Source organism: Nocardia amikacinitolerans (assembly GCF_900215415.1).
GTDB lineage: Bacteria > Actinomycetota > Actinomycetes > Mycobacteriales > Mycobacteriaceae > Nocardia > Nocardia amikacinitolerans.
In genome coordinates this window covers 207746-228779 of sequence record NZ_OBEG01000008.1, presented here as the reverse complement: position 1 = coordinate 228779, position 21034 = coordinate 207746, and the positions used below count along the sequence as shown (strand labels likewise).

Genomic DNA, 21034 nt, shown 5'->3' with positions numbered 1-21034 from the left:
GGGCGCTTAGAGTCCAGGTCATGACCGTGTACGTGATCGCCCAGCTGAAGTTCACCGACCGCGAGGCCTACGACCGCTACCAGAAGCGCTTCCTGCCGGTGTTCGCCAAGTACCAGGGCACGCTGCTCGCCGCCGACGAAACCCCGACCACCCTCGAAGGTACGACCGACCGCGAGAAGGTCGTCCTGATGTCCTTCCCCGACGAGGCCGCGGTCACCGCGTGGTCGCAATCCCCTGAGTACCGGGAGATCTCGAAGGACCGCGAGGCGGGCGCCGACACGATCACCCTGCTGGTGAAGGGCCTCGACCACCGCCCGAACGCGGAGGCGCCCCGATCGGGACAGCGGCCCGCGTAGAGTCGGCGGCGTACCCGAGAGTCCTTGCGCTGGACGATGACCGGGCGATGCCGAGGGAGGGATGTCGTGATCCATCACGTGCAGGTGAGCTGTCCGCCGGGATCCGAGGGCGCACAGCGCGCGTTCTACACCGGTGTGCTCGGCTGGCCCGAGTTGCCGAAGCCGCCACTGCTGGCGGCGCGCGGCGGCTGCTGGTTCCGGGTGCCAGGCAACGGGGGGCCGGACGGTGAGCTGCACGTGGGCGTGGAGGCCGACTTCCGCCCCGCCGCCAAGGCGCATCCCGCGTTCGTCGTCGACGTCGACGCGACGGCCGGGGCGGTCTCGGCCGCAGGGCATCCGGTGCACTGGGCCGATCCAGCGGAGATTCCGGGGCGTCGCCGGTTCTTCACCGTGGACGGCGTCGGCAATCGTCTCGAGTTCCTCGCGGACTGAGTTTCGAAGCCGCTCGCCTCGGACGCCGGCGGACGGGATGGACCCGGGCCGGTCAGTGTTCGTAGTGGGGTGGGCGGCGGTCGCGGCGGGCGCGGATGGCCTCGTCGAAGTTGTCGGTGGTGAGGCGGACGTAGAGCTGGGCCAAGCCCTCCTGCTGCATGTGCGACTCGAAGCTGCTCGCTTCCAGTCCGCTCCACAGCATCCGTTTGGTGAGCTCGGTGCCGACCCTGCTGAAGCCGATGATGCGGTCGGCGAGGTCGTAGCAGGTGTCGAGGAGTTTCGCGGTGGGCACGGTGCGGGAGACCAGACCGATCCGCTCGGCTTCGGCGGCGTCGACGTCGCGTCCGGAGAGCATGATCTCGAAGGCGCGCGCGGAGCCGATGGCGCGCGGCAGCAGGAAGCTCATGCCGAGCTCGGTCGAGGTGAGGCCGTTGTTGATGCCCGCGGCGCGGAAATAGGCGTCCTCGCCCGCTATGCGGATGTCGGCGCCGACGCTCAGGCAGAACCCGCCGCCGATGGCCGCGCCGTTGACCGCCGCGATCACCGGCTGGTGCATCCGGCGCAGCGTGATCATCACGTCGTTGAGCAGGTCCATCGAGCGGCGCGCGACGGTGGTGGACGTGAGCCCCGCGGTGTTCGGCACCCGCCCGGCGCCCTGCAGGTCGGCGCCCGAGCAGAAGCCTTGCCCCGCACCGGTGAGCACCACCACGCGGACTTCGTTGTCGGCGCTCACCTGCTCGAGCGCCTCGCGCAGCGGGATCATCACGTCGAAGGCCATGGCGTTCATCCGCTCCGGCCGGTTCAGCGTCACCAGCGCGACGTGCGGCCGCGGCCGGTCGACGAGCACGAAGGACATGGCGGCTCCTGACCCGCGGCGCCGGGTCCGCCGCGCGCCTTCACTATAGGGTCGCCCGCGCGCCGATCGCGGCGAATCCGTCGCTGCGTCAGTCCAATTCCCAGGTGGCGCGCACGCTCGCCGACACCTCCGATTCGCCGAGCTCGACCGGCACCGCGGCGGCGAACGCGACCTCGCCCACCGGCGCGGACATGGCGCGCATCCGCGGCGCGAACGGCGGTGCGGACGCGGCGTTCTCGGTGATCTCCAGCACCGAGCCCAGCGTCCGGCCCGCCCGCGCGGCGTACTGCTCGGCCTTGGCCAGCGCGTTGTCCCATGCCGCGTCGCGGGCCCGCGTGAGCAACCCGGCCTGATCGGCGAAGGTGAGGGTGAGCCCGCCGAGCCGGACGTCGTCGCCGCCCGCCTCCACCGCGTCGGCGATGATCGTCGCGGGTCCGGTGTCGGCCCCCGCTTCGGCGTCGATGTCGCGCAGCGCCACCGTCAGATCGGCGGTCGCGAGATAGCCCGCGATGCGGTTGCCCTGTCCCTCGGTCCACACCGTCTCGGTGCGCACCGACAGCCCGCCGGTGGCGATGTCCGCGTCGGCGACGCCGTTGCCGCGCAGCGCCGCGGTGACCGCCGCGACCCGCTCGCCCGCCTGCCCGTAGGCCAGCGCGACCTTGCTCGCCCTCGTCTCGATGGAAATGGTGACGCGCATCAGATCCGGGGTGGCGCGCACACTGCCCTGCCCGAAGGTGGTGACCGTGCCGGTGTCGGACTTCTTCTTGCTCACGTGGCTGCGCTCCTCGCTCGCTCGGTGGTGTCGGTCCTGCTCGGTGGCTCAACGGTGGAAACGGCTCAATAGTCCCCACCGCGTACCGCGATCGCCCGCACGGCGGCGTCCATCTGCGCGTACGCGCCCGCCGCGAGCCGTTCCAGGAGCGCCAGCTTCAGCTGCGGCGCGCGCTGAGCGAGCACGTCGAAGCGGGCGGGACTCAGCACGGCGACGCGGACGCCGGTCTCGGCTCGCGCCTCGTTCACGAACGGCGTCCCGACCAGCATCGGGATCTCGCCGAACGACATGCCCGCCGAGAGCGTGACCAGCCGGTGGGTGCGCCCGTCGGCGCCTTCGAAGCTGAGCCGGACCCGGCCCTCCAGGATCAGATACAGCCCGGAACGGCCGCTGCCGCGGCGGGCGATGACCTCGCCACGGGCGATGGTGCGCACCTCGAAATCCGCCGCCAGTCGCGCCCTGGACTCGGGGGTGAGCGCGGCGAGCGCGGGATGCTCCGCGACCGTGATCGACGTGCACTCCGGTTCGTCGGCGGGACGGTGGCGGGCGAGCACGATGTCCTCGCACCACTCGGTGGCGGTGTCGCGGTCGACGAAGACGCGGCCGCGCGGGTCGGCCGGGTCCACGCTCGAGATCAGGCGTCCCAGCTTGGCGTCCGGGTCCACCAGCGCGACAAGGCACCCGGTCGCGGCCAGCTCGCGTCGCAGCTCGTCGAGCATGGTCACCGCGATCGCGCTGACCTCACCCACCCGGCGCAGGTCGATCACCAGCGCGTCCAGTCCGCCTGCCCGCGCCTCGATCGCGCGCACCGCGCCCTCGGCGCCCGCGAACAGCAGATCCCCGTGCAGTTCGTAGACCCTGGCCCGGTGTCCGTGCTCGTCGAGCACGGCGATCTCCCCGGTGCTGCGCCGCGTCCTGGACGGCACCTCCACCACCGTGTAGTCGGCGCGGATCGCGGTGCGCGCCGACCTGGTGACGTGCAGGAAGTGCAATTCCAGCCGCCGCGACAACGCCCGGCACGCCGCGACACCGCGCACACTGTTGCCGTGTCGATCCAGGCGAGGGGAGTAGACGGCGATCCCGATCTGCCCGGGCAGCACCGCAAGAATGCCGCCGCCGACACCGCTCTTGGCGGGCATGCCGACGGTGCTCACCCACTCGCCCGCCGCGTCGTACATCCCGCAGGTCGTCATCACGCTCAGCACCTGCTCGGCCAGCGTGCTCGACAGGGCCCGCTCCCTGGTCAGCGGATTCACGCCGTTGTTGGCCAGTGTCGCGGCCATCACGGCGAGGTCGTGGCAGGTGACGTCGATCGAGCACTGCCGGAAGTAGCGGTCCACCGCCTCGTCCGGATCGGAGTCGATGACGCCGAACGAGCGCAGCATGTAGCCGATGGCGCGGTTGCGATAGCCGGTGCGCGCCTCGGAGGCGTAGACGGCCTCGTTCACCCGCAGCTCGCGCCCGGCGAAACGGGAGTAGCAGCGGCGAACCCGCTCGAACTTCTCGGCGGCGTCGCGACCGTCGATCAGTGCGGCGGCGGTGATGGCGCCCGCGTTGATCATCGGGTTGCGCGGACGAGCGGTCACCGGGTCCAGGCTGATCTCGTTGAACGCTTCGCCGGAGGGCTCCACGTCGATCCGCTCGGCCACCGCGGCCGGTCCGCGATCGGCCAGCGCCAGCGCGTAGGTGAACGGCTTGGAGATCGACTGGATGGTGAAGGGAGCGTGCACGTCACCGGCGCCGTACACCCGCCCGTCGGCGGTGGCCAGGCACAGGCCGAACGAATCGGGTTGCACCGCGGCGAGTTCGGGAATGTAATCGGCAGGCTCGCCGGACCGATCGGCCAGGCACTCGGCGTACACCTCGGCGACGATGCGTGCCACCACACCGGAATCGGTCGTTCGCGGAACCGCTGGCTCGGGCTCGGCCACCCGACCACTGTATGGCCGTTCGCCGCCGACGCGCGCGAACTTCGGCCGGACTCCGTCGGACCGCGCGCGGCCGACGGGTACCGTGGAGCCCACGGCCGGACGTTTCGTCCGGCTCGCGCGTGTCCAGTCTCACATGTCACGACGAAGTCGGCTGGTGACAGGCAGTTGTCGGAAAGAGGCAGTGTCACCGCTTTCGTAGACTGATCGGATCAGAAGCGAAATCCGGAGGGAGCGAGTTCAGGTGGGAGTGCTTTCCCGGGTCGACACGCCCGAAGACTTGCGCCGGCTGAATGTGGCCGAGCTGAAGGAGCTGGCGGAGGAGATCCGCGAGTTCCTGGTGCAGAAGGTCGCCGCCACCGGCGGTCACCTAGGACCGAACCTCGGCGTGGTGGAACTGACCATCGCGCTGCATCGGGTCTTCGATTCGCCCGCCGACCCGTTGATCTTCGACACCGGCCACCAGGCCTACGTGCACAAGATCCTCACCGGCCGCAAGGACCAGTTCGACGGTCTGCGCAAGCAGGGCGGCCTGTCGGGCTACCCGAGCCGCGCGGAGAGCCCACACGACTGGGTGGAGTCCTCGCACGCCTCCGCGGCGCTGTCGTACGCCGACGGGCTGGCCAAGGCGTTCCAGCTCACCGGGCAGGGCAGGCACGTCGTCGCGATCGTCGGCGACGGCGCACTCACCGGCGGCATGTGCTGGGAGGCGCTGAACAACATCGCCGCCGCGCCGGACCGCTCGGTGGTGATCGTCGTCAACGACAACGGCCGCTCCTACGCGCCGACCATCGGCGGCCTCGCCGAGCGGCTCACCGCGCTGCGCACCCAGCCCGCCTACGAGGTCGCGCTGGACGCGGGCAAGCGGATTCTCAAGAGCATTCCGCGGGTGGGCGAGTCGGCCTACTCAATGGTGCACGCGGTGAAGGCGGGCATCAAGGACGCCGTGAGCCCGCAGGAGCTGTTCAGCGATCTCGGGCTCAAGTACGTCGGCCCGGTGGACGGCCACGACGTCGCCGCCATGGAAGCGGCGCTGCGCCGCGCCAAGGACTTCGGCGGTCCGGTGGTGGTGCACGCGGTCACCCAGAAGGGCCGCGGCTACGCGCCCGCCGAGAACCACGTCGCCGACCAGATGCACGCGTGCGACCCCATCGACCCGCTGACCGGACGTCCCGTCGGCGGTCCGAAGGCGGTCGGCTGGACCTCGGTGTTCTCCGAGGAACTGATCGCGCACGCCGAGCAGCGCGACGACATCGTCGCCATCACCGCCGCGATGCCGGGCCCAACCGGTCTCGCCGCGTTCGGCGAGCGGTTCCCGGACCGCATGTTCGACGTCGGCATCGCCGAACAGCACGCCATGGCGTCGGCGGCCGGTCTCGCGCTCGGCGGTCTGCACCCGGTGGTCGCGATCTACTCGACCTTCCTCAACCGCGCCTTCGATCAGCTGCTGATGGACGTGGCGCTGCTGAAGCAGCCCGTCACCGTGGTGCTCGACCGCGCGGGCATCACCGGCTCCGACGGCGCGAGCCACAACGGCATGTGGGACCTGTCGCTGCTCGGCATCATCCCCGGCATCCGGGTCGCCGCCCCGCGCGACGCCGCCACCCTCCGCGAGGAACTCGGCGAGGCGCTGGCCGTGAACGACGGGCCGACGGCGCTGCGCTTCCCGAAGGGCAGTGTGACCGAGGACATCCCGGCGGTCGAACGTCTCGACGGCGTTGACGTGCTTCGGCTGCCCGACGCCGAGGGCGGCTCGGCGCAGGCGCAGCGCGGTGACGTGCTGGTCGTCGCGGTCGGCTCGTTCGCCGAGACGGCGCTGCGAGTCGCGGATCTGCTTGCGCCGGAAGGTGTTTCGGTCACCGTCATCGACCCGCGCTGGGTGCTGCCGGTCTCCGACACCGTGGTGAAGCTCGCGGAGAACTACCGCCTGGTGGTCACCCTCGAGGACGGCGGCCTGCACGGCGGCATCGGCTCGACCGTCTCGGCCCGCCTGCGCTCCTCCGGTCTGAACGTCCCCACCCGCGACCTCGGCGTCCCGCAGCAGTTCCTCGACCACGCCTCGCGCAACCAGGTCCACGAGGAACTCGGCCTCACCCCCGTAGACATCGCCCGGCGCATCACCGGCTGGCTCGACGCCAACTGACGTCCCGCGATCTCCGCGCGCCCTGCCTCGGACCACCGAGCGCGGGGCGCGTTCTCGCGCACGGGAACGTTCACACGCGCTCTGCCGAGCAGTAGCCGATCGGCAGCACGGGCGGAACGCCGACTCGTCGGAACACTCCCCTGCGGCTGGCCAGTTCGCGCCGCGTCAGCGGCGAACACGGGCGCGCGGCGGGCGCTATGGCTACTGATCGCGCCGACGTCCGCGCGCCGGATCCCAGGCGGTTGTCAGCACCCACGCGGCGCTAGTGGGGGACGGCGAGCGTGCGCTGTCATGGCGGGCGCGGATCACGCGGACGCGGCGCGAGTGCGGCGGCGAGCCGGAGACGGCGAGCTCGAGCGGCCCCGATTGGCGTCGGGTGGGCACCTTCGGCTGGGCAGGATCAGGCGGGCGTCGGTGCCAGCGCGATGGTGAGGCGAGGAACGGCGAGTTCGCGCTGCCAAGGCCTGGCCCCGCCGGACTTGAGGAACCCGTCGACCGCGGCCGCGAGCTCGGCGGTGTCGCCGCGATCGTATTCCGGCAGTCCGTCCCAGCACAGTCTGCGGACCAGGTCGGGGGAGAGCAGGTTCTCGACCGGGATGGCGTGCTCGAGCGAGAGCTCGCCCATCGCGGCGCGGGCGCGGGCCAGGCGGGCCGCGGCGATCGGGTCGCGGCGCTCCCAGCGGTTCGGCGGGGGCGGACCGTCGAACGGTTGGGTCAGCGGCGGCAGCTCGCTGTCCGGCAGCGCGCGGGCGCGATCGATGGCGCCGAGCCATTCCCGCGAATACCGGCGCTGGCGCGGGCCGCCGAACACCGGCAGCGCGCGCAGCTGGGCGATGGTGCGCGGGTCGGCGGTCGCCGCGGAGACGATGGCCGAGTCGGGCAGGATGCGCGCGGGCGCGACGTCACGGGCGCGGGCCAGCGCGTCCCGCGTCGTCCACAGCTCGCGCACGACGGCGAGCTGACGCGCGCGGCGCAGGGTGTGGATGCCGGAGGTGCGCCGCCAGCGGTCGGCCTTGGGCGCGGGCGGTTCGGTGGTGCGGATGTGCTCGAATTCCTGTGCCGCCCAATCGGTCTTGCCCTGCACCTCCAGGTCGGCGGCGACCTTGGCGCGCAGCTCCAGCAGCAGCTCCACGTCCAGCGCGGCGTAGTTGAGCCAGTCGGCGGGCAGCGGGCGGGTCGACCAGTCGGCGGCGCCGTGGCCCTTGCGCAGCGCCCGTCCAAGCAGCTTCTCGACCATCGCGGCCAACCCGACCCGCTCGTATCCGGCCAGCCTGCCGCCGAGTTCGGTGTCGAACAACCGCGCGGGACGAAGCCCCAGTTCCGCGAGTCCCGGCAGATCCTGATCGGCCGAGTGCAGCACCCACTCCAGGTCGTTGATCGCCTCGGCCAGCGGCGCGAGCGCGTCCGTCACCGGGATCGGGTCGATCAGGAAGGTGCCCGCGCCCGCACGGCGCAGCTGGATCAGGTAGGCCCGCGCGGAGTAACGGAAGCCCGAGGCGCGTTCGGCGTCGACCGCGAGCGGACCGGTGCCCGTCGCCAGCTTCGCCGCCGCCGCGGCGACCTCGTCCGCGGTGGCCAGAACCGGCGGCACTCCATCGACGGGGGCGAGCAGAGGTTCCGCTGTGCTGTCTCCCGCGCGCCCGTCTTCGGGCTGGTCTCCTACCGGCATAGACCTGAACTTTACGTTGTGGTCAGTTGTGGTCGTTGCTGGTATACGACTGCGGGCGCAGATGGGTGATTCCCGCGGGCGGCAGACCCGCCGAATAGGCCAGTACCTCGCAGAACGCTTCGACGTGCGGACGCATCTCCGTGGTGAGCGCGGTCCACGAGGCGCGCAGCTCCAGTTGGTGGGCGCGCGGGGGGCCCGCGATGTCGCCGTAGCGCACCGAACTCGTCGAGGTGACGGTGCCGCCGAGCGCGGTGAACGGCTCGGTCCGCGACTCGAGCGCGTCGACGAGCCAGCTCCAGGCCACCTCTGGAAGCAGCGGGTCGGTGGCGAGCGCGGCGTCGATGTCGGCCTGGATGTAGGCCACCAGACGGAACACCCCGTGCCAGGCGTCGTCGCCGTCCGGGTCGTGCAAAAGGATCAGCCTGCCGAACGCGTCACCCTCGGAATCGACCGGAACCACGGGCGTCTCGAGATGTTTGACTTCGGCGCCGACGGCGTAGGAGAACGGCGCGAGGCGTTGCGGCGGCCGGATGGGCGCGAGCTCGATCCGAGGATGCACAGTTGCGGTGCCCATCGCCTCGACCGCGGCGCGAAATGGAGCAGGTTCGCCTTGGGGGCCTTCGGTCGGTGCGGCGCCGTCGCGGAAGTCGAGCGGTGTCACAAAAGCGACGGTAGACCTTGTGCACCCGGCGTGGGCGGAGGCGCGCCGCTCAGTGCCCGCGACGGCCCGGTTCGGCCGGTCCGTTGCCGCCCGCCGGGCGCGCATACGATAGCGGTGATGAGCACCTACACTCGCCGCCGGTTGACCGACGCCCCGTTCCTGGCCGCCGCCACCGGCGCCACCCCGAGTCGGCGCCCGGTGTGGTTCATGCGCCAGGCCGGACGTTCGCTGCCCGAGTACCGCGAACTGCGCGCGGGCATCGGCATGTTGGAGTCCTGCTTCGACCCGGAGCTGGTGTGCGAGATCACCATGCAGCCGATCCGCAGGCACGGCGTCGACGCGGCGATCCTGTTCTCCGACATCGTCGTTCCGCTCAAGGCGGCCGGTATCGACCTCGACATCGTGCCCGGCGTCGGCCCCGTCGTCGCCGCGCCGGTGCGCACCCACGACGACGTGCGCGCGCTGCCCCGGCTGCGGCCCGAGGAGGTGCACGCGGTCACCGAAGGCGTGCGACTGCTCACCGACGCGCTCGGCCAGACCCCGCTGATCGGTTTCGCTGGCGCGCCGTTCACCCTGGCCTCGTACCTGGTCGAGGGCGGGCCGAGCAAGCACCACGAGCGCACCAAGGCGATGATGCACGCCGACCCCAAGACCTGGCACGAACTGCTCGGCGCGCTCACCGACATCACCATCGTGTTCCTGCAGGCGCAGCTGGCCGCCGGCGTGGACGCGGTACAGCTGTTCGACTCCTGGGCAGGCGCGCTGTCGCTGGCCGATTACCGCACCTTCGTGCTGCCGCACTCCGAGCGGGTCTTCGCCGAGATCGCCGACGCGGGCGTGCCGCGCATCCACTTCGGCGTCGGCACCGGCGAATTGCTGGGCGCCATGGGCGAGGTGGGCGCCGACGTGGTCGGCGTCGACTGGCGGGTCCCGCTGACCGAGGCGGTCCGCCGCGTCGGCGCCGGAAAAGCCTTGCAGGGCAACCTGGATCCGGCCATCCTCTTCGCCGGTCCCGAGGCCGTCGAAGCCGAGGCAAGGCGGATCGCCCGCGAGGCAGATCAGGCCATCACGATGGGCGCCGCGGGCCACATCTTCAACCTTGGCCACGGTGTTCTGCCGGACACCGACCCGGGTGTGCTCACCGCTCTGGTCGAGCTCGTCCACGAACTCTAGAACCCGTCCCATTGGCCTGCGCCGTTGCTCGACGTAATGGCGGCGCGGATCTGCGGCGCGCGAGCGGGCCTGTGGGTGTCGCGGCCGCCGGGCGTGACGAAGCGGACAGCGGGGCGGCGGCGGAAACGGGCGGCGAACGGGATACCGTCGCAAGCATGAGGATCGCGATTGTCGGCGGTGGGATCAGTGGTCTCGTTGCGGCGTACCGGCTGCGCACGCGGCTCGGCGCGGACGCCGACATCGTGGTGCTCGATCGCGCAGAACGGCTCGGCGGCATCCTGCACACCGGTGAAATGGGCGGCGAGCCACTGGATCTGGGGGCGGAGGCGTTCGTCGGGCGCAGGCCGGAAGTGCCCGCGCTGCTCGGCGAACTCGGCTTGACCGACCAGCTGGTGACACCCGCCGGGCGGCGTCCCCTCGTCTGGGCAGGTGGCGAGGCGCACCCGCTGCCGCCGCGCACCCTCATGGGCATTCCCTCCGACGCCGAGTCGCTGCGCGGCCTGGTCGACGAGGACACGCTGGCGCGGGTCGCCGCCGAACCCCAGCGCGCACTGACCTGGTACCCGGACGCCGACCTGGACGTGTACAGCCTGGTCGCCGACCGGTTCGGCGCACAGGTCGCCGAGCGCAGCGTCGACCCGCTGCTCGGCGGGGTCTACGCGGGCAGCTCCCGCTCCATCGGTGTCCGCGCCGCCCTGCCCGGCCTGGCCGCCGCGTTGGACGCGGGCGCGCCGAGCCTCACCCACGCCGTGGCCGCCGCGCTGCCGCCGCCGTCGGACGCCCCGGTCTTCGGCGGCATCCGCGACGGGTACCGGGTGCTGCTGGACGCGCTGGCGGAGGCCGCGGCCGCCCGCTTCGTCACCGCCACACCCGCCACCCGGCTCGCCCGCGCCACCGGCGGCTGGGTCCTCGATCCGCTCGGTCTGGTGGACGCGGTGGTGCTCGCCACCCCCGCGCCGGTCACCGCCAGGTTGCTGCGCTATGTCGCGCCGCGCGCGGCGGACGCGGCCGCGGGGATCGAGCTGTCCTCCTCGGTCGTCGTCGCGCTGTCGCTGCCAAGGGACACCGCGCTGCCGGACAACTCCGGCATCCTGGTGGCGACCGGAGAATCGTTGCGCGCCAAGGCCTTCACGCTGTCCAGTCGCAAGTGGCCGCACCTGGCCGAGCGCAAGACCGCGCTGGTGCGCGCCTCGTTCGGCAAGTTCGGCGACGACGCCCCGCTGTCCTGGTCCGACGCCGAGTTGATCGCCGCCGCCACCGAAGACCTGGCCACCGTCACCGGCGCGGTCATCGATCCCGAAGAGGCGATCGTGCAGCGCTGGCCGGGCGGTCTGGCCCAGTACGCCGTCGGCCACGTCGACCGCATCGCCGAGATCGAGTCCGCCACAGCCGATCTCGACGGCCTCGCGCTGGCAGGCGGATACCTGCACGGCGTCGGCGTCCCGGCCTGCGTCGCCTCCGGGGAGAACGCCGCGCGCCGCATCGCCGAATCTCTGGCCTGATCGTGCCGCCACGAGGTGCGGGCGGGCTGACGTCGATGAGCCCGCCGTCTCGGGTGTGCCCGCCCGAAGTCGTGACTCGGCCCATCGGCACCCAATAGCACGGCGTCGGCCAGGAGGGCGTCGACCACCACGTCTCCGCCGCCCCGCGCGGTCGAGTGAATCCACCCCAGTGGCACGATAGGAAACATGGCGCGACTCGACTATCAAGCTCTCAACTCCACCATCCGCTACCTGATGTTCTCGGTGTTCCAGGTGCAGCCGGGCGTGCTTGGCGAGGACCGCGAGGCGGCCGTCAAGGAGGCGCGCGCGTTCTTCGACGGGCTCGCCGAGCGCGACGTGGTGGTGCGCGGTATCTACGACGTGGCGGGCATGCGCGCCGACGCCGACTTCATGATCTGGACGCACGCCGAGCGGGTCGAGGACCTGCAGGCGGCGTACGCGGACTTCCGCAGGACCACCGAACTCGGCCGGGCCAGCGCCCCGGTGTGGAGCAACGTGGCGCTGCACCGCCCCGCGGAGTTCAACAAGAGCCACATCCCGGCGTTCCTGGCCGGTGAGGACCCGGGCAACTACATCTGCGTGTACCCGTTCGTGCGCTCCTACGAGTGGTACCTGCTGCCCGACGAGGACCGTCGCAAGATGCTGGCCGACCACGGCAAGGCCGCCCGCGGCTACCCGGACGTGCGCGCCAACACCGTGAGCTCGTTCGCGCTCGGCGACTACGAGTGGATCCTCGCCTTCGAGGCGCCGGAACTGCACCGGATCGTGGATCTCATGCGCGACCTGCGAGCCACCGAGGCGCGCCTGCACGTTCGCGAAGAGGTGCCGTTCTTCACCGGTCCGCGAGTCGAGGTCGACAAGCTCATCGCCGCGCTGCCCTGAGCGCCGACGGGCGCCTGGACGAGGTCGGGCCCGACCCGCTCGATTGCCGACCGGGCCCGGACGCGGCGAACACCCCGCATGCCCCGAGGATTCGGGGCATGCACGGCAGGTCCTCGGACCCGTATTCTGCGCTGAGCGTTCGGTCGGCTACCCGGCTGCGCTGTCCGAGGGGTGCAGCCGCAGAGCGATGGAGTTGATGCAATAGCGCTGGTCGGTGGGCGTGGGATAGCCCTCGCCCTCGAACACGTGGCCGAGGTGGCTGTGGCAATTCGCGCACAGCACTTCGACCCGGTGCATGCCCAGCGAATTGTCCGAACGCAGGATCACCGCGTCGGATTTCGCCGGATCGAAGAACGATGGCCACCCGCAGTGCGACTCGAATTTCTCGGTGCTGCGGAACAATTCGGCGTCGCAGGCGCGACAGCTGTACACGCCCTCGGTCTTGGTGTCGGTGTACTCACCGGTGAAGGGTCGTTCGGTCGCGGCCTCGCGCAGCACCGCGTATTCCTCGGGATCCAGCTTGGCGCGCCACTGCTGCGGCGTCAGCTGGAGTCGTGGCGCGGGTAGAGACGTTTCGGCGTCGGAACTCATTGCTCCACGCTAATACGTTTCTCCTCGGCGGGCGCCGACCCGTTGGCTGACCTGGGCGAAGCCGGGGCCTGCGCTCGGTCGGCGGTGGCCGCGACGGACTCGTCCGCCACATCCGCCTCGGCGCCGTGACGACTGTCGGGCGCGGTCCGCATCCACACGGGATCGATGCCGAACGGCAGGCGGCCTTCCCGGCGGGCGGCCAGATAGCGATCGCCGAGCACGCAGAACACCACGATGAGCAGCAGACCCCAGCCGAACGTGATGCGCAGGTACTCGAGGTTGCGTCCGAAGCTCTGCCAGCGGTCCGACAGCCACTTGTCGTAGGACATGAACCCGAAGATCGCCAGCCAGGCGGGCCAGTTGCGCAGCACGGAGTTGCGCAGCACCACCGACATCAGGAACGGGAACAGCATCATCGAGTAGTACATCTGGCCGAGGCCGGTCAGCAGGAACTCCGCGGTGAGCAGCACACCCGACGACGTGGTGACGAAGAACAGCTCGTCTTCGCGGTAGTAGCGGTAGAGGATCCACAGCGAAATCGCCACCAGACCGGCCATGGTGAGGCGGATGCCCCAGGTCAACGCGTCCGGCAGACCGTAGTAGGCGGCGTTGCCCGCGATCGCGCTGTTGAAGTAGTCCCTGGTCTCCAGCAGGTAGGGGAGCGTCCTGGTGAAGAACTGCTCAGGGTCCTTCAGCAGCGGCCAGGCGATCGCGGTGAGCGCGATCGGCACACCGATGGCGGTGATGAACACCTTCCACTGCCCGCGCGCCGCCGCGACCAACACCAGCGGCGCCAGCGTGGGTTTCACGGTGATGCTCACTCCGAGTATCGCGCCCGCCCACAGATCGCGCCGCGCGAGCAACAGGTGCAGGAACAGCAGCTCGGCCAGCAGGATGCAGCCGTTGACATTGGTGAAGACCAGTGTGTTGATGACCGTCTCGGACATGAACATGGCCAGCAGCAGCGCGGGCGCGGCCACCGACTTCAGCGTGTACTTGAACAGTCGAAGCAGCAGATACCAGGCGAGCAGGATCGCGGCGGCGTTCAGCAGGATGAAACACCAACGCGATTTCTCCGGATCGATCAGCGCGATGGGCGCGATGAGCAGCGTGCCGCCCGGCGGATACAGGTAGTGCGGGTCCACCGAATCGAAGTTGGCGGTGTAGACCGGGCGGCCGTTGAGGAAGGCCAGCGAGGCGTTGTAGACCGGCTTGTAGTCGTCGGTGATGAACCCGTTGACAGCCTTGATGAATACCCTATTCAGCACCGTCATGACCGCCAGCGGCCAGAGTGCGAACTTGATCACCTCGGCGGTGGTGCGAGCGGTGCGGGGCTCGAGCTGTCGAAGTAACACTGGGGCACGGTACACCGGATGGGCGGCGGATAGGTTGCCGGGATATGTCTCGGCGCGGCGACGCAGCCCATGCAATCAGGCTATGACCGGCGCGTTCAGGCCGGACAGGCGCTGCCGTCCTGCGGCAGCCGCGCCTCTTTCAGGTAGTCGAGCAGCAGTCGCTGCGCGCAGCCCGAGTGGGTGAACACCGGGTGCCCCCAGCCCTGCCAGGTCGTCGACGCGTGACGTGCGCCCGCGGCGCCGAGCGCGCCCGTCACCGAGGCCTGACCGCCGTTGCCGACCACCGGGTCGGCGATACCGCCGAGCACCAGCACCGGAAGGGTGAATTTCTCCGGCAGCGGCGGTGTGCCGGCGACCGGCCACGCCGAGCAGCCCATCAGCGCGATCGCCGCGCTCCGGCCGAACACCGGGTACTTCTGGCCCCATGCCGCCGTCAGCTCGGTCGCCTTGGTTGGGGTCGGCGGTTGCTGAATGTCGGTGCAGCGGTTGACGAACTGGCCGTCGCTGGCGGTTGCCGCCGATTCGCGCAACACCAGGTTGCCGAGCGCGGCCCGGTCGCCGCGCCCAGCCGCCGAGAGCGCGTCGGCCAGTTCGGTGATCCGGTTGGCCTGATCGGCGCGCGGCGACCCGAGGAAGCCGCTGATCGTGGTGAGCAACGCGTTGGCGGAGATGTCGCCGAGACCGCCCTCGCCGGCCCTGCGCACCAGGTCGGTGATCGCCGCGCGAGGGTCGGGCCCGAGCGAGCAGCCGAGCCCGGTGCAGCGCTGGGCGAACGCGGTGAGCGCCGCCTCCGCGCCCTGCAGGCGGTGCTCCTCGGCGGTCACCGAGTCGGCGCCGACGGCCTCGGGGGAGTCGAGCGCGAGCCGCGCCAGGTGATCTCCGAACTTGCGCGCGTAGCTGAGCGCGACCCGCGCGCCGTTGCCGGTGCCGAGCAGGTCGATGTGCTCGACCTGCCACTGCCTGCGCAGCTGTTCGATGTCGTCGGCCGCGTGCGGCGCGTCGAAGGTGCCCTCGTAGGGCTGCAGGAAATCGCGGCAGGAGATGGTGGCCTCCCGGCTCAGCGCGGCCACCGCCTGCACCGGATCGGCCGCGTCGGGACCGAACTGGGCGTTGTCCGCGAGGCCGCGCCGGATGTCGGGCGGCAGGCAGTCGATCGGCTGGGAGGTGCCGAGGCCGCGCCGGTCCACCGCGACGATCGGGCGCGCGCCGAGCAGCGCGCTCGCCTGCCCGACGGCCAAGCCGGCGAGCGTCGCGGTGGAGGAGCGGTCCGTGCCCGAGGTCAGCACCAGCGGTGCGACATCGGTCGGGGTCTGGGCGAGACGGGCCCGCATCGCGCCGGTGCGGAAGCTGCCGAGCACGCTGCCCGCGGCATCGATCGGCGTGGAATACTCCGCGCACTCCAGCACCAGACCCGCGGGGGCGGGGCCGAGACCGAGCAGATCGAGGGTCGGCTTCGTGCACTCGCGCCAGCTCAGGTCGGTCTTGGGCACCTCGGCGTTCGGCGGCGGGGGCGGGGTCGACGCCGAGGTCTCCGCGCCGCCGACGGCCGGATGCTCGACGGCGACGACGGGACGATCGGACGGGCCCGCACCGCATCCGGCGATCATCATCGACAGTGCCGAGGCCAGCACGGCGGCTCGAGTCCAGCGCATGCGCTACAGCCTGCCAGGTTCGAAGCCGTGTTTCACCGACGGGCCCATCGGGTCAGCATCGTGCCGTCGGTGTCGAGCACGATGTGCCTGCGCTCCATCGGCATCCGGAACTCGTGCGCGGACAGCGAGATTCGCCGCGCGGTGCCGCCGACCAGCACCGGCGCGGTGGTCAGGCACAGCTCGTCGATCGCGTCGGCCTCCAGCAGTTCGCCGAACAGGTGCGGCCCGCCCTCGCACAGCACCCGGGTCAGCCCGCGCTCGGCGAGCGCCGCGAGCAGGCCCTTCGGCGTCACCGCGACGCCGCCCGCCTCGATCACCACGCCGCCCGCTTCGGCGAGTGCCAGCTTGCGGTCGGCGGGCGCGATGCTGGTGGTGATGATCAGCGGCGGCACCGCGGTGTCGGTGAACAGGCGGCAGCCCGGTTCCAGGGCGGCGCTGGCGGTGACCACCGCGATCGGCGGCGGCGCCCCGTCCGGATGCCCGCCGAGCCCGCGGTCGTAGAGCTCCCTGCGGCGGGTCGCGCTGGTGCGCGCGCCGCCGTAGTTCTCCGCGCGGACGGTGCCCGCCCCGACCAGGACCACGTCGGCGAGCTCGCGCAGGAGCATGAACACCGTTTTGTCGGCCGGGGTGCCGAGGCCCGCGGTCGCGTCCTCGCTGGTCGCGGCGCCGTCGATGCTGGCGACGAAATTCGCGCGGACCCAAGGGGCCTGGAGGTCGAAGGGATAGGCGTAGAGCATGGCGAGGTCTTCGCGACTCAGCTCTGTGAGCTGGATCGCATTGTGGATACGCTGCATGAAGTCACATCACACCACGTCATTAGGCTTCGTCCATGCAAGAACGCCTTGTCGATCGCCATCCGGAGGTTCCGGCGGACCAGCTCGTCGCCCAAATGGTGCCTCCGCCCATGTTCGACGAGGTCAGTTTCGCCTCCTACATCCCGGACCCGAAGGAGCCCAGCCAGGCCGCGGCCGTGCGCAAGGCCGAGGACTTCGCCGGCGAGGTGGCCAAGATCCACAAGGCCGCGGGCAAGAAGGGTCTGTTCGGCAAGAAGAAGCAGGTCAGCGGCGCCGGCCTCTACCTCGACGGTGGCTTCGGCGTCGGCAAGACACACCTGCTCGCCTCGATCTTCCACAGCGCGCCCGCGCCGAAATCCTTCGGCACCTTCGGCGAGCTGACCAACCTGGTCGGCGCGCTCGGGTTCAACAACGCCGTCGAGCGGCTCGCGGGCAACAGCGTGCTGTGCATCGACGAATTCGAGCTCGACGATCCGGGCGACACCATGCTGGTCTCGCGCCTGCTGACCGAGCTGTCCGCCCGCGGCGTTTCGATCGCCGCCACCTCCAACACCCTGCCCGGCCAGCTGGGCGAAGGGCGTTTCGCCGCGCAGGATTTCATGCGCGAGATCAAGAAGCTCGGCGCGATCTTCGAGGCCGTGCGCGTCGACGGACCGGACTACCGGCACCGCGACCTGCCGCCCGCGCCGGAGCCGACCTCGCCCGACGTGCTCGCCGAACGAGCCGCTGCCACACCGGGTTCCACCCTCGACGACTTCGACGCCCTGCTGAAGCACCTGAGCACCCTGCACCCGTCCAAGTACGGCGCGCTGATCTCCGGGCTCTCGTCGGTGTTCATCTCCGGGGTGCACCCCGTGACCGACCAGGCCGTCGCGCTGCGCATCGTGGTGCTCGCCGACCGCCTGTACGACGCCAGCGTCCCGGTCACCGTCTCGGGCGCCAAGCTGGACGAGATCTTCTCCCAGGAGATGCTGGACGGCGGGTACCGCAAGAAGTACCTGCGCGCCATCTCGCGTCTGCTGGCGCTGTCCCGTTTCGAGGCCGCCGCGGCCTGAGCCGACCGCACGACCGCCCGCCTCGGCGGGCGCGAGGAAAGGAATTCGTCGACGTGACCTCGGATCGCGCCCTGCGCGCCTCGATCGCCGCCGCGACCGGTCTTGCCATCGCGTTCACCCCGGTGGCCGGTGCCGCCGTGGCCGACCCGGTGGTCGCCGCGGACACCGCGTTCGAACGATCGGTCGGCTTGCACAGCGTCCAGAACGCCAGGGACGTGGGCGGTTACCGCACCGTCGACGGTCGCCTCGTGCGCACCGGTCTGGTCTATCGCACCGGGCAGCTCAGCAACGCGACGCCGGCCGACCTGGCCGCGCTCGGCGAGCTCGGGGTCCGCGTCGTCGCCGATCTGCGCACCGGCTACGAGCGGACGATCGCGCCGGACCGGGTGCCAACGGGCGCCGTCGAGCACTGGGACGACGTCATCGGCCACGCGCCGCCGCTGGTGCTGATCACCGCGCTCACCGGCGGGACCGACCTGTACCGCGCGTTCATCACCGCACCGGGCGCCAACGCGGCCTTCGCCTCGGTGCTGCGCGACGTCATCGAGACCGACGACGGCGCCGTGCTCTACCACTGCACGGCGGGCAAGGACCGCACCGGCTGGGCAACGGCGGTGCTGCTGACCCTGCTCGGCGTCGATCGCGCCACCGTGACCGAGGACTATCTGCTGTCCAACCGGTATCGCGATGCCGGACCGGACGATCCGCTCAACGGCGTGCGATCCGCTTGGCTGGACGCCGCTTTCGATCAGGTGAACCAGACCTACGGCGGCTTCGACGCGTACGCGCGCGACGGCCTGGGCCTGACCGACGCCGACATCGCCGCGCTGCGGGCCAAGATGCTGGCCTGAGCGTTCGACCGCCGGGTCAGGACCGGTGCTCGGCGTACCACCGGTCGACGAGGGCGGGCATCTCCTTGCTCAGCCAGACGAAGAACTCGTGGATGTCGAGGACCCGCGCGGCCTGCTCGCCGTGCGGGTCCTCGAACAGCGCGAGCCCCCGCGCGGTCATCGCGGTCAGGTCGGTGTACTGGCTGCTCTGCGCGCGGATCAGCTCCGGCATGATGCCGGGCCGAATGGAGTAGTAGTCCTTGCGGTCTCCGGGTTTGGAGCTCTTGTCGACCCAGCGCATGGTGGTCAACTGCTTGAGCGAGTTGGAGATCGAGCCTTTGGACGCCTGCAGCGCGTCGGCGATCTGGGCGAAGGTCTGTTCGGGCGGATCGCACACCAGCAGCCAGCCCGCCGCGCGACCGGTCATCCGGACCAGACCCATGCGTTCGAGCACGAGCGCGAAATCCTCGACGAACGCCAACTGTTCGGGCGTTGGCGCGGTCTGGTCGTGTTCGGTGCTGGTCATCGGTCGAGTATCCCTTTCGTTCCGGAGAAACGGGAAAACGGGGCGGACCGTGTCGGCCCGCCCCGTGCGCCGCGGTTACACCGCGAGGTCGCGGCGCTCGAAGGCGGCGAGCGCGACCGCGACAGCCACCGCAGCCAGCGCGACGAGCACCGCCAGGTGGACGGGGTTGGCGCCGTTGACCAGCGGCGAGTCACCGTTGGCGTAGTAGAACGGTGAGAGCCTGCGCAGCCACTCACCCCCGTCGAACATCCCGCCGAGGTTGTTCGCCAGATAGCCCGCGACCGTCACGAGCGCCGCGGAACCCAATGTCAGAGCGCGCTTTCCGGTCGCCGCGCCGAGCATCAGGGTGATGGCCCCGATCAGCAGGCTCAGCAGGCCGAGCCCCGCGCTCGCGGCCACGATGTGCCCGGTGGCGATGTTCAAGCCACCGCTGTTCGCGCCCGCGAGGACGCTCAGCGTCAGCACCGTGGTCACCACCGCGGTCTGCACGGCGAGCGCCGCGAACCGTTGCGCCAGCAGGCTTTTCCGGCCGATCGGCTGGGCGAGCAGCAGATCGAGCATGCCGTTCTCCTCCTGCGTCACCGACCGGGTGGCGAAGGTGATCGCGAAGATCACCATGAGCAGCAGACCCATGAGCGAGAACACCGTGGAGTTGAGATAGCCGGTGGCGCTGGCGAAATCGCTGAGACCCATGGCGTCGTACATCGCGTTCTGCCCGATATCGAGCGTGCCCTGGTCCCGGAGCGACTGGTAGGACGGCAGATACATCATCGGGACGATGGACAGTCCGATCGACCAGCCGATCAGGCCGCGCCGCTGTTCCTTCAGCGTCTGGGTGAAGACCGAGCGTGTCATGTTCGAGTTCTCCTGTGCGTGAGAGTGTTTCGTCGGAGGGTTCAGCGGCCGTAGAGGCTGAAGAAGATCTGCTCCAGGTCCGGTTCGGTGGAGAGCACGCTGACCATTCGGTATTTGGCCGCCGTCTTGAACAACTCGTCGACCTCGCCCTCGGTGGTGCAGCGCACCGTCCGGTCGACCACCGAGAGGTCGCGGATACCGGGCAGATTCGCGAAATCGTCGGCGAACACGTCCTCGTCGAAGACCAGTTCCACCGAGCGCGGGGAGCGGCGGCGCAGATCCTCGACGTTCTCGGTGCCTAGCAGCCTGCCCGCCCGCATGATCACGGCGCGGTCGGCAGTCTGCTGCACCTCGCTGAGGATGTGCGAGGACATGAAGACCGTCTGACCGTTCGACTTGGCCTCGCCGACCAGTGTCAGAAAGCGTTGCTGCAGAAGCGGATCCAGGCCCGAGGTTGGTTCGTCAAGGATCAGCAGCTTGGGGCGGTGCATGAATGCCGCGATGATGCCGACCTTTTGCTTGTTGCCCTTGGACATCGCGCCGACCTTCCTGGACAGGTCGAGATCGAGCAGATCGGCCAACTCGGCGATGCGACCGGGTTCCACGGTGCCGCGCTGGTCGGCGAGGAAGCCGAGCAGGTCGCCTGCGGTGTTGCGGCCCTCGATCTCCAGTTCGCCCGGCAGGTAGCCGATGTGCGCGCGCAGTTCGGCGCCACCGACGCGGGGATCCACGCCGAGCACCTCGACCCGGCCCGCCGTCGGGCGGATCAGGTCGAGCAGGATCCGGATGGTGGTGGACTTGCCCGCGCCGTTGGGCCCGAGGAAGCCGAACACCTCGCCCTCGGCGACCTCCAGGTTCAGGTCGGTGAGTGCGACGTGCTTGCCGTAGCGCTTGGTGAGGCCTTCGGTCAGGATCGCGGCGGACATGGTTCTCCTTCGACGGTTGTTCGGCAATGGCCGATATGTTCAGTAAAGACTGAACATGCAGAACATGTCAACCAAT

General features: G+C 70.5%; 20 protein-coding genes. 8 read left to right on the top strand and 12 right to left on the bottom strand.

The features are described 5' to 3' along the window. Positions 1-20 precede the first annotated feature (20 nt). Positions 21-356, top strand: a complete 336-nt coding sequence (locus CRP45_RS30355) for a DUF1330 domain-containing protein (protein WP_097248070.1) — start codon at positions 21-23, stop codon at positions 354-356. Positions 357-422: 66 nt separating this feature from the next. Then, positions 423-788, top strand: a complete 366-nt coding sequence (locus CRP45_RS30350) for a VOC family protein (protein WP_097248069.1) — start codon at positions 423-425, stop codon at positions 786-788. Between the two features lie 52 nt (positions 789-840). On the opposite strand, the gene CRP45_RS30345 is transcribed toward CRP45_RS30350, so the two are convergent. From CRP45_RS30345 to glsA, 3 genes are all read right to left on the bottom strand, one after another. Then, positions 841-1644, bottom strand: a complete 804-nt coding sequence (locus CRP45_RS30345; protein WP_097248068.1) for an enoyl-CoA hydratase — start codon at positions 1642-1644, stop codon at positions 841-843. Between the two features lie 88 nt (positions 1645-1732). Next, the gene (locus tag CRP45_RS30340) at positions 1733-2416 is read right to left on the bottom strand and encodes an SIMPL domain-containing protein (protein ID WP_097248067.1); all 684 of its coding nucleotides are present in this window, start codon (positions 2414-2416) and stop codon (positions 1733-1735) included. A gap of 65 nt (positions 2417-2481) precedes the next feature. Continuing rightward, positions 2482-4347, bottom strand: a complete 1866-nt coding sequence (glsA, locus tag CRP45_RS30335; RefSeq protein WP_097248140.1) for a glutaminase A — start codon at positions 4345-4347, stop codon at positions 2482-2484. 241 nt (positions 4348-4588) lie between these two features. Between glsA and dxs the strand changes: the two genes are divergently transcribed. Then, the gene (gene dxs, locus CRP45_RS30330) at positions 4589-6487 is read left to right on the top strand and encodes a 1-deoxy-D-xylulose-5-phosphate synthase (protein WP_097248066.1); all 1899 of its coding nucleotides are present in this window, start codon (positions 4589-4591) and stop codon (positions 6485-6487) included. A 400-nt stretch (positions 6488-6887) separates the two neighbouring features. On the opposite strand, the gene CRP45_RS30325 is transcribed toward dxs, so the two are convergent. Continuing rightward, positions 6888-8156, bottom strand: a complete 1269-nt coding sequence (locus CRP45_RS30325; RefSeq protein WP_067779634.1) for a ribonuclease D — start codon at positions 8154-8156, stop codon at positions 6888-6890. A 22-nt stretch (positions 8157-8178) separates the two neighbouring features. Beyond that, positions 8179-8730, bottom strand: a complete 552-nt coding sequence (locus tag CRP45_RS30320; protein ID WP_245910612.1) for a DUF3000 domain-containing protein — start codon at positions 8728-8730, stop codon at positions 8179-8181. A gap of 204 nt (positions 8731-8934) precedes the next feature. Here CRP45_RS30320 and hemE point away from each other — a divergent pair, with 204 nt between their 5' ends. The 3 genes from hemE to hemQ all read left to right on the top strand — a co-directional run bounded on the left by hemE (position 8935) and on the right by hemQ (position 12374). Continuing rightward, the gene (hemE, locus tag CRP45_RS30315) at positions 8935-9990 is read left to right on the top strand and encodes a uroporphyrinogen decarboxylase (protein WP_097248064.1); all 1056 of its coding nucleotides are present in this window, start codon (positions 8935-8937) and stop codon (positions 9988-9990) included. A 155-nt stretch (positions 9991-10145) separates the two neighbouring features. Then, positions 10146-11492 carry a protoporphyrinogen oxidase gene (locus tag CRP45_RS30310; RefSeq protein WP_097248139.1) on the top strand — a complete coding sequence of 449 codons (1347 nt, stop codon included), beginning with the start codon at positions 10146-10148 and terminating at the stop codon, positions 11490-11492. 186 nt (positions 11493-11678) lie between these two features. After that, entirely contained in the window at positions 11679-12374 is a 696-nt protein-coding gene (gene hemQ, locus CRP45_RS30305; RefSeq protein ID WP_097248063.1) for a hydrogen peroxide-dependent heme synthase, read from the top strand. 147 nt (positions 12375-12521) lie between these two features. Here the strand turns inward: hemQ and msrB are convergent, their stop codons facing one another. The 4 genes from msrB to CRP45_RS30285 form a co-directional block, all read right to left on the bottom strand. Beyond that, positions 12522-12965: a peptide-methionine (R)-S-oxide reductase MsrB gene (msrB, locus tag CRP45_RS30300; RefSeq protein WP_067779651.1), complete on the bottom strand. Its 444-nt coding sequence runs from the start codon at positions 12963-12965 to the stop codon at positions 12522-12524. Further along, the gene (locus CRP45_RS30295; RefSeq protein ID WP_245910590.1) at positions 12962-14320 is read right to left on the bottom strand and encodes a glycosyltransferase family 87 protein; all 1359 of its coding nucleotides are present in this window, start codon (positions 14318-14320) and stop codon (positions 12962-12964) included. Before CRP45_RS30295 ends, msrB begins: the two co-directional genes overlap by 4 nt. Positions 14321-14415: 95 nt before the next feature. Continuing rightward, positions 14416-15972, bottom strand: coding sequence for an alpha/beta hydrolase (locus tag CRP45_RS30290; protein ID WP_097248061.1), 1557 nt, complete (start codon positions 15970-15972; stop codon positions 14416-14418). Positions 15973-16004: 32 nt separating this feature from the next. After that, entirely contained in the window at positions 16005-16766 is a 762-nt protein-coding gene (locus CRP45_RS30285; protein ID WP_097248060.1) for a pyrimidine reductase family protein, read from the bottom strand. Positions 16767-16801: 35 nt separating this feature from the next. Here CRP45_RS30285 and zapE point away from each other — a divergent pair, with 35 nt between their 5' ends. Both zapE and CRP45_RS30275 read left to right on the top strand, forming a co-directional pair. Beyond that, complete coding sequence (gene zapE, locus CRP45_RS30280) at positions 16802-17821, top strand: cell division protein ZapE (protein WP_097248059.1); 1020 nt, start codon at positions 16802-16804, stop codon at positions 17819-17821. A 53-nt stretch (positions 17822-17874) separates the two neighbouring features. Beyond that, positions 17875-18672, top strand: a complete 798-nt coding sequence (locus tag CRP45_RS30275) for a tyrosine-protein phosphatase (RefSeq protein ID WP_218841202.1) — start codon at positions 17875-17877, stop codon at positions 18670-18672. Between the two features lie 16 nt (positions 18673-18688). Here the strand turns inward: CRP45_RS30275 and CRP45_RS30270 are convergent, their stop codons facing one another. The 3 genes from CRP45_RS30270 to CRP45_RS30260 all read right to left on the bottom strand — a co-directional run bounded on the left by CRP45_RS30270 (position 18689) and on the right by CRP45_RS30260 (position 20958). Then, positions 18689-19177, bottom strand: a complete 489-nt coding sequence (locus tag CRP45_RS30270) for a GbsR/MarR family transcriptional regulator (protein WP_097248058.1) — start codon at positions 19175-19177, stop codon at positions 18689-18691. A 75-nt stretch (positions 19178-19252) separates the two neighbouring features. Beyond that, entirely contained in the window at positions 19253-20032 is a 780-nt protein-coding gene (locus CRP45_RS30265) for an ABC transporter permease subunit (protein ID WP_097248057.1), read from the bottom strand. 41 nt (positions 20033-20073) lie between these two features. After that, positions 20074-20958 carry an ABC transporter ATP-binding protein gene (locus tag CRP45_RS30260; protein ID WP_097248056.1) on the bottom strand — a complete coding sequence of 295 codons (885 nt, stop codon included), beginning with the start codon at positions 20956-20958 and terminating at the stop codon, positions 20074-20076. Between the last annotated feature and the right edge of the window lie 76 nt (positions 20959-21034).